Genomic DNA, 16,206 nt, shown 5'->3' on the forward strand with positions numbered 1-16,206 from the left:
AATTGTCGTAGTTGCAAATGCGCATGATTCGCATTTGTGATAGCAATTGTAATAACTAGTCATTTGTTTGTAAACATTCAATTCGCAATTCTTATGGCGATGCCATGGGGCCGCCGCGACCGACTGCCGGTATCATGGCGGCCTCGCCCAGGACGATGCGTCGTCCGCGCGCCCGGTTCCATTCACGAAGACAGAGGAAGACCGCCATGACGGCAGCAGCACAATTCGACCAGGTTTCCGTAGTCAAACGCGCCAACGTCTACTTCGACGGCAAGTGCGTGTCGCACACCGTGCTGTTCGCCGACGGCTCGCGCAAGACGCTCGGCGTGATCCTGCCGGGCACGCTGAACTTCGGCACCGACGCCGCCGAGCTGATGGAAGTGCAGGCCGGCCAGTGCCGCATCCGCCTGGAAGGCACCGACGAGTGGAAGACCTACAGCGCCGGCGAGTCGTTCTCGGTGCCGGGCAAGAGCCGTTTCGACATCGAAGTGGTCGAGACGCTCGACTACGTTTGCAGCTACCTGTAAGCGCTGCATCGATTCGAACGCCCGCCGCGTGACTCACGGCGGGCGTTTTTGCTTGTGCCGAACGTTGGGCGGACGTGCCGGGCGCGCTGGACGCGCCGCCCCCATGCCCTCGCTACAATGGGCGCCAGCCCGTCGCCTGGCGACTCCCACGCCTGTCTTCCCCCCGTGTCATCCGTCACGCACCAACCCGCGCCCCAACCCTCGCCGCGCCCTCGCGCCAACGCCGATCGTCCGCCGCCACGCAGCCCGCTCGTCACGCTGGCGATCGTGACCGTGCTCACCGGCATCGGCGCGGGCCTCTCCGGCATGCTGCTCGCGCTGCTGCTGCACGCGATCCAGCACGTCGCCTATGGCTACGGCGCGGGGCACATCATCGGCGAGGAGAGTTTTCTGCAAGGCGTGACGGATACCGCGCCCTGGCGGCGCGTGGCGGTGCTCGTGGCGTGCGGGCTGATCGGCGGCGGCGGATGGTGGGCGCTCTATCGCTACGCGCGCCCGCTCGTGAGCATCAGCGCGGCGATCAAGCCGGGCGGCAAGCGCATGCCCATTTTCGCGACCACCGTGCACGCGCTGCTGCAGATCGTGACCGTCGCGATGGGTTCGCCGCTCGGGCGCGAAGTCGCGCCGCGCGAGATCGGCGCCGCGTTCGCGAGCTGGCTCGCGAAGCGCACGGGCCTCACCGCCGCGGAGCGCCGCGTCATGATCGCGTGCGGCGCGGGCGCGGGGCTCGCGGCCGTGTACAACGTGCCGCTCGGCGGCGCGATGTTCGTGCTCGAAGTGCTGCTCGGCACGTTCGGCTGGTCCGTGGCGGTGCCGGCGATCAGCACCTCGGCCATCGCGGCCGTAATTGCATGGATCGGTCTCGGCGACGCGCAGCAATACCACGTGCCCGCCTATGGCATCAACGCGCAGCTCGTGGTGTGGTCGGTGCTCTGCGGGCCGCTGTTCGGCGCGGCCGCGCACGCTTTCTCACGCGTGACGAGCCGCGCGCGCGACGCCTCGCCCAAAGACTGGCGGCTGCCGCTCTATACGTTGGTGAATTTCGCGGGCATTGGCCTGCTGGCCATCTGGTTTCCGCAGTTGCTCGGCAACGGCAAGGGGCCGGCCGGCCTGAGCTTCGACGACAATCTCGGCATCGGCCTCGCGGCCACGCTGCTCGTGCTGCGTGTGTTCATCACGACGACCACGTTGCGCGCGGGCGCCAAGGGCGGCCTGCTCACGCCTGGGCTCGCGAACGGCGCGCTGCTCGCCATCGTGATCGCGGGGCTTGTGAACCATGTGTGGCCCGGTCTTTCGCCGGGTGCATTTGCGATCGTCGGTGCGGGCGCGTTTCTCGCGTCCTCGATGCAGATGCCCATCACCGCGACCGTGCTGATTCTCGAATTCACTCACGCGAATCACGATCTTGCGATTCCGCTGCTGCTCGCCGTGGGAGGTTCGGTCGCCACGCTGCGGCTGCTGACGCGTGCGCGGAGTCCATCTCAGGGCGCGCCAGCACTCAGCGCCGAACGTGCACTACGGCTCGCCGCACTGCGCGAGCCGTCAGCGCGCGAATCCTCCGACTGAACCGCTATGCGCCGAGGTCCGCCAGCGGATGCGCCTCGCCGCGCCAAGGCGACGCAAGAAAATGCTGCACGCGTTCGGTCCGTACTTCGACGAGCGTGGCGGGCGCCCAGCGCGGCTTGCGGTCCTTGTCGACGAGATGCGCGCGCACGCCTTCGCAGAAGTCGCCTTCATCGATCGCACGGCCAACGATGCCAAGCTCCATGCGAAAACACTCGGCGAGCGTCATCTGGCGGCCTCGCAACAGCGCTTCGCGCGTGACTTCGAGCATCGTGGGCGAATAGTGCGCGAGCGCTTCGAGTGTGGCTTCGAGCCACGCTCGTTCGGCTTGCGCGTGTTCGCGTTCGAGGTCGGCGCCCAGCGCTGCGACGATCTGCTCGACACGCAGGCGGCGATCGAAGTGCCGCACGATGAGCGGCGTGAACGCAGCGAGCGCGCCATCGTCAGCCTCGTGACACGGCGCGACGAATACTTCGCGCAACGAAGCATGCAGATCGCCTGACCACTGCGCGGCCAGCAAACGCGCCTCGTAGCCATCGAGCCATTCGCCCGGCACGCAGGCATCCGCAAGGCCGCAATGCAGCGCGTCCGCGCCGCTGAGCATTGCGCCGGTCAGGCCCACGTAAAGCGCCATTTCCACCGGCATCTTCGCGAGGAAGTGCGTCGCGCCCACATCGGGCAAGAGCCCGATGCGCGTTTCCGGCATCGCGATCTTCGTGCGCGAAGTCGCCACGCGCAGCGCCGCCGCCTGGCCGAGACCCATGCCGCCGCCCATCGTCACGCCGTCGAGCAGCGCAACGAGCGGCTTGGAAAACGTGTGCAGCGCGTAGTCGAGACGATATTCGTCGACGAAGAATTGCTGCCAGCCGTTCGCGCCTTCGCGCGCTTTCTCGCGTGCGAGCCGATAAATCGCGCGCACGTCGCCGCCCGCGCAAAAGCCTTTCGGGCCCGCACCTTCCAGCACGAGCGCGACGATGCCGTCGTCCGTGCGCACGCGTTCCAGCAGCACGGCCAGCTCGCGCACCATGGCGTGCGAAAGCGCATTGAGCGCAGCCGGCCGGTTGAGCGTGACGATCGCCACGCGATTGACCACGCGAAACAGCACGTCCTGTTCGGCTTCCGTTACGGCCTGGGTGGAAGCGGGTGATGCATTCATTGCCTAGTTCTCCGTTTCAATATGCCAGCGCGGTTTGCGTTTTTCCAGAAACGCGTTGACGCCTTCGCGCTGGTTGGGCGAATCGAACAGATCGACGAAGCGCTCGCGCTCGACGGCGAGCGCGGCGCCGCGCGGCACGCCATTGCGCGCCTGATGGATCAACGACTTGCTGAAGGTGACCGCTTGCGGGCTCAAGCTCGCAACACGCGCGGCCATGGCGAGCGCGGCCTCGCGCGCGCCTCCGGTTGCGACGACTTCCTCCACGAGACCGATGCGCAGCGCCGTTTGCGCGTCCACGCGTTCGCCCGTGAGGATGATGCGCTTGGCCCAGCCTTCGCCCACGAGCCATGGCAAGGTCTGCGTGCCGCAGCCGGAGGGCAGCAGCCCTACGGCTGGCTCGGGCAGCGCGAGTTGCGCATGCTCCTCGGCAATGCGGATATCGCACGCGAGCGCACACTCCAGGCCGCCGCCCATCGCATAGCCGTTGATCGCCGCGATGACCACGGGCCGCGCCTTCTGCAGCGCCTCGAATGCCGCGCCGAACGCGCTCGCCGCCGTGCGTGCGACCTCGCGATCGCCACTGGCGAAGGCATTGAGGTCGGCGCCCGCGCTGAAAAATTTCGGCCCGCTGCCGGTGATGACGACCGCGCGCACCTGCGGCTCGCGGTCGAACGCTTCGATGACTTGCTGGAGCTGACGCAAACCATCGGTCGTAAAGGCGTTCGCCGGCGGCCGCGACAGCGTGAGCAGGGCCACCGCGCCCTCATGCGCGTACTCGAATTCGATCATTTCGGACTCCGTGTGGATATCAGCGCAGCTCGGGAAAATCCTCTTCCCAATACTCGTCGGGCTGGCGCGCGGGTTCGGCGCTGCGCTCCATTTCGCGTCGGCGCAGCTCTACGCGGCGGATCTTGCCCGAGATGGTCTTGGGCAAGTCGCTGAACTGCAGGCGGCGAATGCGCTTGTACGGCGCGAGCTTTTCGCGCGAGAAGCGGAACACCTCGCGCGCGAGTTCGGGGCCCGCCTCAAAGCCCTGACGCACGATGACGAAGGCCTTCGGCACCGAGAGGCGCAGCTCGTCCGGGCTCGGCACGACCGCCGCCTCGGCGATCGCCTCGTGCTCGATCAGCACGCTTTCCAGCTCGAACGGGCTCAGACGGTAGTCGGACGACTTGAACACGTCATCGGCGCGGCCCACGTAGACGTAAGAGCCGTCGTCGCGACGCAAGGCGACATCGGACGTGTGGTAGTAGCCGTTGCGCGTGGCGTATTCGCTCGCCTTCGCATTGTTCGCGTAGCCCGTCATCAGGCCGAGCGGACGGTGTGCCGAATCTCGCCCAATCGGTAGCGCGATTTCGCCCTCGCTCGCGGGATGATCGTCGGCATCGACGAGTTCCACGCGGTAGCCCGGCAACGGCCGTCCCATCGAACCCGCCACCACGGGCTGGCCCGGCGAGTTGCCGATCTGGCAGGTCGTTTCGGTCTGGCCGTAACCGTCGCGGATCGTAATGCCCCACGCGTGACGCACGCGCTCGATGATCTCGGGATTGAGCGGCTCGCCCGCACCCACGATCTCGCGCAGCTTCACCGCATACGTTGCGAGCGGCTCCTGCACGAGCATGCGCCACACCGTGGGCGGCGCGCACAGCGTGGTCACGCCGCATTGCACGAGTGCGGCGAGCGTGTCTTTCGGCACGAAGCGCGCGTAGTTGTAGACGAACACGCAGGCCTGCGCGTTCCACGGCGCGAAGAAGCAGCTCCACGCGTGCTTGGCCCAGCCCGGCGAACTGATGTTCCAGTGGACGTCGCCAGGCATGAGGCCGATCCAGTACATCGTCGAGAGGTGGCCTACGGGGTAGCTCTCGTGCGTGTGTTCGACGAGCTTGGGCTTCGAGGTCGTGCCCGAGGTGAAATAGAGCAGGAGCGGGTCGGCGGCACGCGTCGGGCCGTCGGGTTCGAACGCGGGGCTCGATTCGTACGCGCGCGAAAGATCGATCCAGCCTTCGCACGCATTGGGCGCCGCGCCTACCGCTATGCGCTTCACGCTTTGGTCGAGCGCATCGAATTTGCCGAGTTCGGCGGCGTCCACCACGACGTAGCGCGCGCCGCCCGTTTCCACGCGTTCGCGCACGTCGTCGGGCGAGAGCTGCGTCGTGGCGGGCAGCACGATGGCGCCCAGCTTCATCGCCGCCAGCATCACGTCCCAGAGTTCGACGCGATTGGGCAGCATCAACAGCAAGCGGTCGCCACGCGCAACCCCCTGCTCGCGCAGAAAATTCGCCATGCGCGACGAGCGCTCCGACATCTGCGCGAACGAATAGCGCATGCCGCCGTCCGCGAGGTCGTCGACGATCCAGAGCGCCGGGTTGTCGTTGCCGCGCGCCATCACGTCGAAGTAGTCGAGCGCCCAGTTGAACGTGTCGAGCTTCGGCCACGCGAATTCATCGTACGCGCGTGCGTAGTCGGTACGGTGACGCAGCAGCAGCTCGCGTGCGTCGATGAAGGCCTGCGCGGAAGGGGTGAACCCGGTCATCGTCGTCTCCTGTCGAGCCGGAGTTGGCGCTTTAGCTGTCGCCCGGAGTTAGTGCTTTAGCACTTACTCCGGGCCCATGCAAAGCACTTGCTCCGGTCCCATGCATAGCTATGGCGCATAAGCGCTCGCTTTTTATTGCTTCGTCTTCCTCATTTCTTCTCAAAGCTGCCGTGCAATCACCATCCGCTGCACTTCGCTCGTGCCTTCATAAATCTGCGTGATGCGTGCATCGCGGTAGTGGCGCTCCACCGGATAGTCATTCAGGAAGCCGTAGCCACCATGAATCTGAATCGCGTGGGAGCACACTTCCTCGGCCATTTCGGAAGCATAGAGCTTGGCCTGCGAAGCCTCGGAAAGGCACGGCTTGCCAAGCGTGCGCAGCCGCGCCGCGTGATGCACGAGAAGCCGCGCGGCGTTGATGCGCGTATGCATGTCCGCCAGCATGTTAGCCACGCTCTGATGCTTGATGATGGGCTCGCCGAACTGCACGCGTTCATGGGCATAGGCACGCGCCGCATCGAAGGCCGCGCGTGCGATGCCCAGCGCCTGCGCGGCAATGCCAATGCGTCCGCCTTCGAGATTCGCGAGCGCGATCTTCAACCCTTCGCCGCGCTGGCCGAGCAGATTCGCTTCGGGAATCGCGCAGTCCACCAGCGAGATCGGGCAAGTGTCCGAAGCACGGATGCCCATCTTCTTCTCGTGCGGCCCGACGTTGAAGCCCGGCGTATCGGTCGGCACGATGAACGCGGAAATGCCGCGCTTGCCAGCGTCGGGATCGGTCACGGCGAACACGATGGCAATATTCGCGCGCGAGCCGTTGGTCACGAACTGCTTGTTGCCGTTGAGCACCCACTTGCCGTCGCGCAGTTCGGCGCGCGTGCGCAGGTTATTCGCCTCTGAGCCCGCCTGCGGCTCGGTCAGGCAAAACGCGCCGATCAGCTCGCCGCTCGCGAGCTTGCCGAGCCAGCGGTCCTTTTGCGCGTCGGTGCCGAACTGCAGGATCGGCCCGCAGCCCACCGAGTTGTGCACGCTCACGAGCGTCGCGCACGAGGCGCAGCCGGCCGCGATCTCCTCCATGGCGAGCGCGTAGGCCACGTAGTCGGTGTACGAGCCGCCCTGCTCCTGCGGCACGATCATGCCGAGAAAGCCCAGCTCGCCCAGTTGCTTGACCACCTCGTCCGGCAGCCTGCCGTCGCGGTCCCATTGCGCCGCATTCGGCGCCAGCTGCCCGCTTGCGAAGTCGCGCGCGGCGTCGCGAATCATGCGCTGGTCGTCGGTGTAGAACTCGTCCATGTGTGTCCCCTTCCTGTATCTCTTGCGCTTGCCTTCCACTGTGGCGCGATGCGGCCCCGGCTGCAAGGCTTGTGAAAAGTGTAGGCACGCGGGCGACCGGATTCGATGCCCGCCACGCTCAAAGTCGCTGATCGGATTTACCATATCGGCTGTGATAACCCTTTGGGAAGCGGCTCTGTGCAACCGGCGAGAACGCAAACACTGAGCGAAAAAGGCACGATCTCGATGAGCCTCGTGAACGAGACGCTCGCGCTGGCGCGCGCGGGCGGCCTCGAAACCGCGCCGCTCACCGATGCCGCCGGCATCGCGCCGGCCGTGCTGCTCGCGCCCGCGGCGCGCGTGAGCGCGGCGCAATACGGCCAGTTGTGGTCGGGCATCGCGCGCGCGCTCGACGACGAATTCTTCGGCCAGGATTCGCACGCGATGAAGAGCGGCAGCTTCATCGCCATGACGCACTCGGCGCTCGGCGCCAGCACGGGCCGCCAGGCGCTGCAGCGCGCCGTGCACTTCATGCGGCTCGTGCTCGACGATCTGTCGGGCGAGATCGACATCGACGCCACGCGCGTGCGCGTCACGCTCTCGCATCGCGCTGGCAAACCCACGCCCACCCTGTTCGCATACGCCACCTGGTTCATCCTCGTCTACGGGCTCGTGTGCTGGCTCGTGGGGCGGCGCATTCCGCTTCTCGCGGCGCGCTTTCGCTGCCAGCAGCCGGACGCCGCGCACGACTACCAGCTCATGCTCTGCGACGACATGGCGTTCGATCAGCCGGCCACCTGGTTCGAATTCGCGCCCGGCTTTCTCGAACTGCCCGTGATCCAGACTGCCGGCTCGGCGCGGGCGTTTCTGCGCAACGCGCCCGGCAACTTCGTCGTGAAGTACCGTAATCCGGGCTCGTTCGCCGCGCGCGTGCGACGCGCGCTGCGCGCCCTGCCCGTCACCGCGTGGCCCGATGCCGACGCCATCGCACAGCGCCTGAACGTGGCGCCGGCCACGCTGCGCCGGCGGCTGAGCCAGGAAGGCCACAGCTGCCAGTCGATCAAGGACGAATTGCGCCGCGACCTCGCGATCGCGGCGCTGCAGGAGCCGGGCCGCTCAGTCGCCGATGTCGCCGCCGCGGTCGGGTTCGCGGAGCCGAGCGCGTTTCACCGGGCGTTCCGCAAATGGACCGGCCAACGCCCGACCGACTACCGCACGGCAAACGCCCGCAACGACTTTGCGAAGCATCGCGGGTAACCCAGGAAGCCCCCGATCCCCCTTTGACTTAATGCGATAGCGCCTATACTTTTAGGGATATCCCTAATATGAAAGGCCTTGCCATGAACTCCCTTCCGCGTGTAGCGCTCGGCGTCCTCGCCGCAGCGTGCTGCTTCGCGTCGGCTGCGGCGGTGGCCCAACCGTACGATCCCTCACAACCGCTGACTCGAGCCCAGGTCCGGGCGGATCTGATCGAATGGCGGCAGGCGGGCTACGATCCGCTCGACTGGATCGACTACCCGGAAAACGCGCAACGTGCGGGCGCGATCGTCGCGCAACGGCGTGCGGCGCGCGCCGGACATGGCGCTCCCGCCGGTCAAATGTCTCAGTAACCGCTTGATTGCAGGACGGCCGCAGTAACCCGGCACCGGGCGAAGCAACGCCCGGCGCCTGCGGGCGGTCGTGCCCATTGCCTCCCGCCACGGGCGCACTCGCCACGCCCTCTCACGCTTGCTACCGCAACGCGCGCTGTTGTAACCGTTCCACGCTCACGACGACGGCTTTTCTGCGCTCGACGGACAATTGTTTACAATCGCGCCCGTAGCCGCACGCTGCGGCATGCGCGCGCGTGCATGGGCACATCAAGGACCAGCCGCGCCGGCTACACGCAAGACACCACACCAACAAGCAGCGAACAACCCGCTCGACTCTCAAGGGCCCGATCTTCATGGACGCCATCAAACGCTATTTCGGTTTCGAAGAAGCAGGCACCAACCTGCGCACCGAACTGCTCGCCGGTATCACGACTTTCCTCACGATGGCTTACATCATCTTCGTGAATCCGGCCATTCTCGGCGACGCCGGCATGCCGAAGGAAAGCGTATTCGTCGCCACCTGCCTCGTCGCGGCGCTCGCCTCGCTCGTCATGGGCCTCTACGCGAACTACCCCATCGCGCTCGCGCCCGGCATGGGCCTGAACGCATATTTCGCCTATACCGTCGTGAAGGGCATGGGCTTCACGTGGCAGGCCGCGCTCGGCGCGGTGTTCATCTCCGGGTGCCTGTTCTTCATCGTCACGTTGCTGCGCGTGCGCGAAGCCATCGTCAATGGCATTCCGCATTCGATCCGTGTGTCGATCACAGCGGGTATCGGTCTCTTCCTCGCGATCATCTCGCTGAAGACCTCGGGCGTGGTGGTCGGCAGCCCGGCCACGCTCGTCGAACTCGGCAACCTGCACGATCCGCACACGATCCTCGCGATCATCGGCTTCTTCGCGATCGTCACGCTCGACGTGCTGAAGGTGCGCGGTGCGATCCTGATCGGCATCGTGGGCGTCACGATTCTCTCGTTCTTCTTCGGCGGCAACCAGTTCCACGGCGTCTTCTCGCCGCCGCCGTCGATCATGCCGACTTTCGCTCAGCTCGACATCAAGGCGGCGCTCTCCACGGGCGTGCTCAACGTGGTGCTCGTGTTCTTCCTCGTCGAGCTGTTCGATGCGACCGGCACACTGATGGGCGTGGCCAACCGTGCCGGCCTGCTCGTGCACGGCAAGATGCACCGCCTGAACCGCGCGCTGCTCGCGGATAGCACCGCGATTCTCGCGGGCTCGATTCTCGGCACCTCGTCGACCACGGCGTATATCGAAAGCGCCTCGGGCGTGCAGGCGGGCGGCCGCACCGGCATGACCGCGCTCACCGTGGCCGTGCTGTTCCTCGCGTGCCTGTTCGTCGCGCCGCTCGCGGGCGTCGTGCCGGGCTACGCCACGGCGCCGGCGCTGCTCTACGTTTCGTGCCTGATGCTGCGCGAACTCGCCGATCTGCCCTGGGACGACGCCACCGAAGTCGTACCCGCCGCCCTCACGGCGCTTGTCATGCCGTTCACCTACTCGATCGCCAACGGCGTGGCGTTCGGCTTCATCTCGTATGCGGGCCTGAAGCTCCTCACGGGCCGCGTGCGCGACGTGAAACTGGTCGTGTGGATCATCGCCGCCGTGTTCCTGTTCCGGTTCTTCTATCTCGGCAACGCGTAAAAGCAAAAGGGTGGCTTCGCGCCACCCTTTTTGTTTTAGCGGGCGATTCGCCAGCAACGTGCCTCTTTTTCACCGCCGCCACCCCGCAGAATCAAACTTCGCAGCCGCCTGGCCGCTCCGCACGGCGCGTCGTCCTTATCATAGGAAGATATCTCCAGATCCCCGTACACAGGAGCCGCCACGTGGCAACTTACCCCGCCGCAACCGCACGCTACACGAAGCCCGCCATCTTCTTTCACTGGGTCATTTTCCTGCTCGTCGCGCTCGCCTATCTCGCGATCGAGGTGCGCGGCCCCAAGGGCACGGACAGCCGCGTGTTCTGGAGCAACGTGCATTTCTGGGCGGGCTCGCTCGTGCTCGCGCTTGCCGTGCTGCGCCTCGCGTGGCGTCTTTGGCGCGGCGCGCCCGCGGAGATCGACTCGAACGCGCTGCTGTCGTTTCTCTCGCGCCTCGTGCATCTCGCGCTCTACCTGTTCATCTTCGTGCAGCCGCTCCTCGGCATTTTGATGATCAACGCCGGCGGCCATCCGGTCACGCTCGCGGGGCTCGATCTGCAGATCACGCTCGTCGGCCCAGACCCCGCCGCGCGCAAGTTCCTCAAAGACGCGCACGTGCTGATCGGCAATCTGTTCTATTGGGTGATCGGGCTGCACGCGCTCGCGGCGATCGCGCATCACATCGTATTCCGCGATAACACGCTGCGCCGCATGATCTAGCGGCAGAGCGGCACACGCGTAAACGAAAGCCGCGCCTCAACGGGCGCGGCAAAAAAATTCAGTTGAACCGAAAGCGCCCGCGTCTGGCGGGCGCCTTTGCGTTGACTACGCGCTCGCGTGCGCCTGCACGAAACGCACGTAGCCGCTGCGCAGCACGAGACACTGCGCACGTGTTTCGGAGAGCAAACGGCGCGCGCAAGCCTCGATGCGGTCGCGATGATGGTCGAACGCGCTGAGCATGTCTTCGGCGCGCGGCGAAGCCGCCCCGAAGTGGTCTTCCAGCGCCGCCGCCGTGATCAGACACTCCACCCGCTCGCCATCGATCATCGCCGGAAACGCCAAGGTCAGGTCTGGGCCCGAGTACTCGGGCACCTCATTCGGAAACATGATCTGCATGGTGGTCGCCTTTGGTGGAGGGTGAAAAGGCCGCGTTCAACCGCCCTCGGGCTGCCCCAACCTGGTGCCTGGGAACACCCCGATCCGGCTCGCGCGGATCAACACCAACCCTGGCGAACGACACGTTCGCGCAGGTTGATTTGATTCACTTTAGACGACTTCCTGCCGCCCGCAAAGTCGACGTTGTCACACACCTGAAATAGCCAGCGGCGTCTTCGTCTGATCCCTTTTTCGCAGGTGCAGCATGCGCGTGCGCCGTTGCGCGCACAAACACTCTCCTCCCCGGCCCTGCGCCAACGCGCTGCGCCGGTTGCCGCATCGCACCATGCGCGCCACCCGGGCGCGTCAGGATTCGCGATGCCGGGGCTGATCGAGATCTTCGAGGTCCTTCGGGTGCAGGGTGAGCATCACCACGAACGCGACGATTCCAAGGGCCACGGTCACCATTCCGGAGAGCACGACGTTGTTCTCGTCGAAGATCAATCCGTCAATCGCATACCCGAGGCCAAAGAGCGCAACGAACGTGGCGAGCACCGCCACCACGATCCTCAATTCGCCGTGCACCATGACGAACTCCGCTACTCAGCGGGGGCGCGACGCGAATGCGCCCTCACCTTCATCATGGCACCCGCGCCAGTAAACTCAAGGCGCAGTTGAGGCACCGTCGCGGCTTGAGCCCGGGGTTCAACCCGGCTTCAACCCGAATTGGCAGCCGCCGCGTATCCTGTACCATGAACTGCCCCAGAGGCGCCGCGCGCGCAGTTGCCATGCTGCGCCGCAGCGTAGCGCCCAAAACGACTGGAGACACGAGTGACCCGACGCCCCGTCACGCCGCACGACGCGGCCCGCGCGGACGCCATCGCGCAGGCTCACGCGCGCTCGCGCGCACTCGGGCTGCGCGCCACCGAGGCGCCCGAGTTCGACGCGCTGGCCGCCACCGACCTGCGCGAGCTGATCGACACGAACCGCACGCTCTATCATCAGGCGCGCCCCGTCATGGACGCCTTGCATGCGCAGATCGTCGATACGCAGAGCATGGTGCTGCTCACCGATCGCAACGGTGTGATCCTCCACAGCTTCGCCGACAGCGACTTCGTCGAGAAAGCGCAGCGCGTCGCGCTGCGCCCGGGCGTTTCCTGGGCCGAGCAGCATCGCGGCACGAATGCCATCGGCACGGCGCTCGTGGAAGGCCAGCCAACCACGGTGCATGCGGGCGAGCACTTTTTGCGCGCCAATCACATCCTCACCTGTTCGTGCGCGCCGATCGCGGATCCGTACGGACGCACGCTCGGCGCGCTCGACGTGAGCGGCGAGTCGCGCGGTTTTCACAAGCACACGCTCGCGCTCGTGCGCATGTCGGCGCAGATGATCGAGAACCATCTGTTCAACACCGAATTCGCCGATGCCATCCGGCTCCAGTTTCATGCGCGCGCGGAATTCATTGGTACGCTCTACGAAGGATTGGCGGCATTCTCGGCCGATGGCACGCTCCTCTGCGCAAACCGCAGCGCCCTGTTCCAGTTCGGCGCGCCGCTCGCCGAGCTGCAGCAGCGCGAGTTCGCGGCGCTCTTCGGCCAGCCGTTCGCGGCATTCATGCAGCAGCTCATGCGCGCGAGCGGCGAGCCGCTCACGCTCGCACTGCCAAGCGGCGTGCGTGTGATCGCGCGCGCCACGCCCGGCGCGGCCATGTCGGGCGTCGCCAGGTTCGCGCGAAGCGCCGTACCCGAAACGTCCCGCTCGCCGTACACGCCCGCGCCCGCACACGCGAAGGCGCCCAACGCAGCCGACACCACGCCGCAGCCCACGCTCGCCGAACTCGACACCGGCGACGCGCGGCTCGCCGCCGCCCTGCAGCGCGTGGCGCGCGTGCGCGGCCGCGACATTCCCGTGCTCGTGCTCGGCCGCACCGGCACCGGCAAGGAATGGCTCGCACGGGCGCTGCATCGCGATTCGCCGCGCCGCGACGGCCCGTTCGTCGCGCTCAACTGCGCCGCACTGCCCGACACGCTGATCGAAGCGGAGCTGTTCGGCTACGAGGACGGCGCGTTCACGGGCGCGAAGCGCCGCGGCAGCGCCGGCAAGATCGCGCAGGCGCATGGCGGCACGCTGTTTCTCGACGAGATCGGCGACATGCCGCTCGCGCAACAGGTGCGGCTCATGCGCGTGCTGCAGGAGCGCGCCGTCGTGCCGCTCGGCGGTACGCGCGCGGTGCCGGTGGATTTGCGCATCGTCTGCGCGACGCACCGCGACCTGCGCGCGATGATCGCCGAAGGCACGTTCCGCGAGGATCTCTACTACCGCATCAACGGCCTCGTCGTCACGCTGCCGGCGCTGGCCGAACGCACCGACCTCGACGCGCTCGTCGCCCGCATGCTCGAGATCGTGCGGCGCGAGGTGCCGGGCGCGCCCGCGCGTCTCACGCCGGCCGTCCGGGCGTGCTTCGCGCGCTGCCGCTGGCCGGGCAATCTGCGTCAGCTCGCGAGCGCTCTGCGCACGGCGGCGATCATGGCCGAAGGCGAAGACGCCATCGACATGGAGCATCTGCCCGAAGACCTCATGCACGATTGCGACCCCGCGAGCGACTGCGCGGAGCCGTCCGCCGATGCCGCGGCCGAAAACCGGACGAGCGACACGGAACCCGAGCCCGCGCGCCTCTCCGTCTGGCAATCGCGGCTCATCGAAGAGACCCTCGCGCGCCACAGCGGCAACGTTTCTGCGGCGGCTCGCGAACTCGGTCTCGCACGCAACACGGTCTATCGGCATCTGCGTCAGCGCCGCTGAGCGCACCGGACAGGCAGGAGCGAAGCAGGAGGCGAGGTGCGGCTTCTGGCCACCGCGACGCCAGGGTAAGCTTGGCGGATCGCTTCCCGCACCGCGCGCCCATGGCCTCCGCTCAGGAAATCAACCGCTTCCGGCGCAATCTCGCCGACGAACTCGACAGCGCCGCCGTCTACGACACGCTATCCGCGGTCGAGAAAGACGACGAGCGCCGCCGCATCTTCGCCGAACTCGCCGCCTCCGAGCGCGAGCATGCGAGCGTCTGGCGCGAGAAGCTCGCGGCCAACGGCGTCACGCCCCCGCCGCATCGGCGCAGCGCAAAAACTCGCTTGCTGCAAACGCTCACACGCACGTTTGGCCCTTCGCTCGTGCTGCCCACCGTCGCCGCCGCCGAATACGCCGACCGCGACCGCTACGCGCGCGAACCCGGCGCCGAGAAGCTCTCCGCCCAGGAGCAGCAGCACGCCGCCATCGTCCAGGCGATCGTCGCGAAGAAGCGCGAGCCCGAACACGGCCACGGCGAAGCGATCGGCGCCGCCGAGTCGTGGCACAAGAGCGCGACGTCGGGCAACGACCTGCGCGCAGCGGTGCTGGGGGCGAACGACGGGCTCGTCTCGAACTTCTGCCTGATCATGGGCGTGGCGGGCGCGGGCAGCGTCAATCGCACAATTTTGCTCACGGGGCTTGCGGGCCTCGTGGCTGGCGCCTGCTCCATGGCGCTCGGCGAATGGCTCTCGGTGACCAACGCGCGGGAGCTGGCGCGCACGCAGCTCGCGAAGGAAGCCGACGAACTCGAGCACACGCCCGACGCCGAGCGCCACGAGCTCGCGCTGATCTATCAGGCGAAGGGCCTCGATCCCGATGAAGCGCGCCGCGTGGCCGCCCAGATCATGCGCAACAAGGACGAGGCGCTCAATACGCTGGCGCGCGAGGAGCTTGGCATCGACCCTAAAGAGTTGGGCGGCAATCCGTGGTCGGCCGCCGTCGTCTCGTTTTGCCTCTTCTCGCTCGGCGCGGCGTTTCCGACCGCCCCGTTCCTGTGGACGCACGGCGTCACGGCCATCGCGCAGTCGGTGGCGCTGAGCGCGTGCGGGCTCGCCCTTGTCGGCGTGTTCACGTCGCTCTTCAACGGGCGCAGCGCAACCTTCTCGGCGTTCCGGCAGATCGTGATCGGGCTCGCCGCGGCGGCGTTCACGGCGGGCGCGGGGCGGCTGCTCGGGGTGTCGCTTTCATGAGCGATATGAGCCACGAAAGCGTGCAGGACGGCCCGCCGCAGGTGCCCGTCGTCCGCGTGGAGCCGCTCGGGCGCAGCTTCGAAGCGCCGCCCGAACTGACCTTGCTCGAAGCGGCGGCGTTCGAGGGCATCCGTCTGCCGCGCATGTGCCGCAACGGCACCTGCCGCGCCTGCCTGTGCCGCGTGGTGAGCGGCGAAGTGAGCTTCACGATCGAGTGGCCCGGATTGAGCCGCGAGGAAAAAGCCGAGGGCTATGTGCTGACTTGCGTGGCCGTCGCGCGCACGGATCTCGTGCTCGACGTGCCAGAGGCGGAAGCGATGTAGCGGCTGCAAAACGCAGCGCCCGGATGCGAAACGGCCCGCGAATCGAAATCGCGGGCCGCTTTTATCTGCGTACTGCCGACAGGCTTACTGGCCGCCGAAGTACACCGATTGCGGACCGGTGCGAGCCGCTTCCGACACATAGCGAGCGCCCGCAACCGACGTCGAGTTGCTCACGCCGCCGAACGAGCCATCGGTCTGGGCGACCGGCGCGGCCGTCTGGGTGGCGACTGCAGCCTGATTGCGGCTCGTTTGCTGGAATTCAACGAGTTGCTCGCGCACTTGCTCGCGGGTCAGACCTTGATCGGCCTGGGCGAAAGCGGCCAGCGGGGCGGCCAGAGCAACGGTGACGGCAACAGCCTTGAGAAGCGACTTCATGGTGACAACCTCCGGAATTATTTAACGTCGATGCGCAACGACGGTGCATACCCTGTCGTGCTCCGCCGGCTCGCTGCGACTCGCC

At 66.8% G+C, this 16,206-nt stretch carries 16 protein-coding genes; 9 read left to right on the forward strand and 7 right to left on the reverse strand.

Annotation, left to right across the window (positions count from 1 at the left end; translation table 11 throughout):
• Positions 1-206 precede the first annotated feature (206 nt).
• Both ppnP and A3CW_RS45310 read left to right on the forward strand, forming a co-directional pair.
• On the forward strand, positions 207-527 hold the full coding sequence (ppnP, locus tag A3CW_RS0105015; protein ID WP_028202580.1) for a pyrimidine/purine nucleoside phosphorylase: 321 nt from the start codon (positions 207-209) through the stop codon (positions 525-527).
• A 117-nt stretch (positions 528-644) separates the two neighbouring features.
• The gene (locus tag A3CW_RS45310; protein WP_081771528.1) at positions 645-2,093 is read left to right on the forward strand and encodes a chloride channel protein; all 1,449 of its coding nucleotides are present in this window, start codon (positions 645-647) and stop codon (positions 2,091-2,093) included.
• Between the two features lie 4 nt (positions 2,094-2,097).
• Here A3CW_RS45310 and A3CW_RS0105025 read toward each other — a convergent pair whose 3' ends face one another.
• The 4 genes from A3CW_RS0105025 to A3CW_RS0105040 all read right to left on the reverse strand — a co-directional run bounded on the left by A3CW_RS0105025 (position 2,098) and on the right by A3CW_RS0105040 (position 7,072).
• A complete protein-coding gene (locus tag A3CW_RS0105025) occupies positions 2,098-3,246 on the reverse strand; it encodes an enoyl-CoA hydratase/isomerase family protein (protein ID WP_028202581.1) in 1,149 nt (382 codons plus the stop codon).
• Between the two features lie 3 nt (positions 3,247-3,249).
• Positions 3,250-4,035: an enoyl-CoA hydratase gene (locus tag A3CW_RS0105030; protein WP_028202582.1), complete on the reverse strand. Its 786-nt coding sequence runs from the start codon at positions 4,033-4,035 to the stop codon at positions 3,250-3,252.
• Between the two features lie 19 nt (positions 4,036-4,054).
• Entirely contained in the window at positions 4,055-5,779 is a 1,725-nt protein-coding gene (locus tag A3CW_RS0105035) for an AMP-binding protein (protein WP_028202583.1), read from the reverse strand.
• 159 nt (positions 5,780-5,938) lie between these two features.
• On the reverse strand, positions 5,939-7,072 hold the full coding sequence (locus A3CW_RS0105040; RefSeq protein ID WP_028202584.1) for an acyl-CoA dehydrogenase family protein: 1,134 nt from the start codon (positions 7,070-7,072) through the stop codon (positions 5,939-5,941).
• Positions 7,073-7,297: 225 nt separating this feature from the next.
• On the opposite strand from A3CW_RS0105040, the gene A3CW_RS0105045 reads away from it, so the two are divergent.
• The 4 genes from A3CW_RS0105045 (at position 7,298) to A3CW_RS0105060 (ending at position 11,014) form a co-directional block, all read left to right on the forward strand.
• Complete coding sequence (locus A3CW_RS0105045; RefSeq protein WP_035512369.1) at positions 7,298-8,308, forward strand: AraC family transcriptional regulator; 1,011 nt, start codon at positions 7,298-7,300, stop codon at positions 8,306-8,308.
• Positions 8,309-8,391: 83 nt separating this feature from the next.
• On the forward strand, positions 8,392-8,661 hold the full coding sequence (locus A3CW_RS0105050; protein WP_028202586.1) for a DUF4148 domain-containing protein: 270 nt from the start codon (positions 8,392-8,394) through the stop codon (positions 8,659-8,661).
• Between the two features lie 335 nt (positions 8,662-8,996).
• Positions 8,997-10,298 (forward strand): NCS2 family permease, encoded by a 1,302-nt coding sequence (locus A3CW_RS0105055; protein WP_028202587.1) that lies wholly within the window; start codon positions 8,997-8,999, stop codon positions 10,296-10,298.
• Positions 10,299-10,480: 182 nt separating this feature from the next.
• Positions 10,481-11,014, forward strand: coding sequence for a cytochrome b (locus tag A3CW_RS0105060; RefSeq protein ID WP_028202588.1), 534 nt, complete (start codon positions 10,481-10,483; stop codon positions 11,012-11,014).
• 105 nt (positions 11,015-11,119) lie between these two features.
• On the opposite strand, the gene A3CW_RS0105065 is transcribed toward A3CW_RS0105060, so the two are convergent.
• Entirely contained in the window at positions 11,120-11,410 is a 291-nt protein-coding gene (locus A3CW_RS0105065) for a DUF1488 family protein (RefSeq protein ID WP_028202589.1), read from the reverse strand.
• Positions 11,411-11,755: 345 nt separating this feature from the next.
• Complete coding sequence (locus A3CW_RS0105070; protein WP_028202590.1) at positions 11,756-11,977, reverse strand: DUF2964 family protein; 222 nt, start codon at positions 11,975-11,977, stop codon at positions 11,756-11,758.
• A gap of 243 nt (positions 11,978-12,220) precedes the next feature.
• Between A3CW_RS0105070 and A3CW_RS0105075 the strand changes: the two genes are divergently transcribed.
• The 3 genes from A3CW_RS0105075 to A3CW_RS0105085 all read left to right on the forward strand — a co-directional run bounded on the left by A3CW_RS0105075 (position 12,221) and on the right by A3CW_RS0105085 (position 15,746).
• Positions 12,221-14,191: a sigma-54-dependent Fis family transcriptional regulator gene (locus A3CW_RS0105075; RefSeq protein WP_028202591.1), complete on the forward strand. Its 1,971-nt coding sequence runs from the start codon at positions 12,221-12,223 to the stop codon at positions 14,189-14,191.
• A gap of 101 nt (positions 14,192-14,292) precedes the next feature.
• Positions 14,293-15,423, forward strand: a complete 1,131-nt coding sequence (locus tag A3CW_RS0105080) for a VIT1/CCC1 transporter family protein (protein WP_028202592.1) — start codon at positions 14,293-14,295, stop codon at positions 15,421-15,423.
• Positions 15,420-15,746: a 2Fe-2S iron-sulfur cluster-binding protein gene (locus tag A3CW_RS0105085; RefSeq protein ID WP_245623542.1), complete on the forward strand. Its 327-nt coding sequence runs from the start codon at positions 15,420-15,422 to the stop codon at positions 15,744-15,746. Before A3CW_RS0105080 ends, A3CW_RS0105085 begins: the two co-directional genes overlap by 4 nt.
• Before the next feature lie 84 nt (positions 15,747-15,830).
• Here the strand turns inward: A3CW_RS0105085 and A3CW_RS0105090 are convergent, their stop codons facing one another.
• Entirely contained in the window at positions 15,831-16,121 is a 291-nt protein-coding gene (locus A3CW_RS0105090) for a DUF4148 domain-containing protein (RefSeq protein ID WP_028202594.1), read from the reverse strand.
• Between the last annotated feature and the right edge of the window lie 85 nt (positions 16,122-16,206).

It is taken from the genome of Paraburkholderia nodosa DSM 21604 (genome assembly GCF_000519185.1).
GTDB classification, from domain to species: Bacteria; Pseudomonadota; Gammaproteobacteria; order Burkholderiales; family Burkholderiaceae; genus Paraburkholderia; species Paraburkholderia nodosa.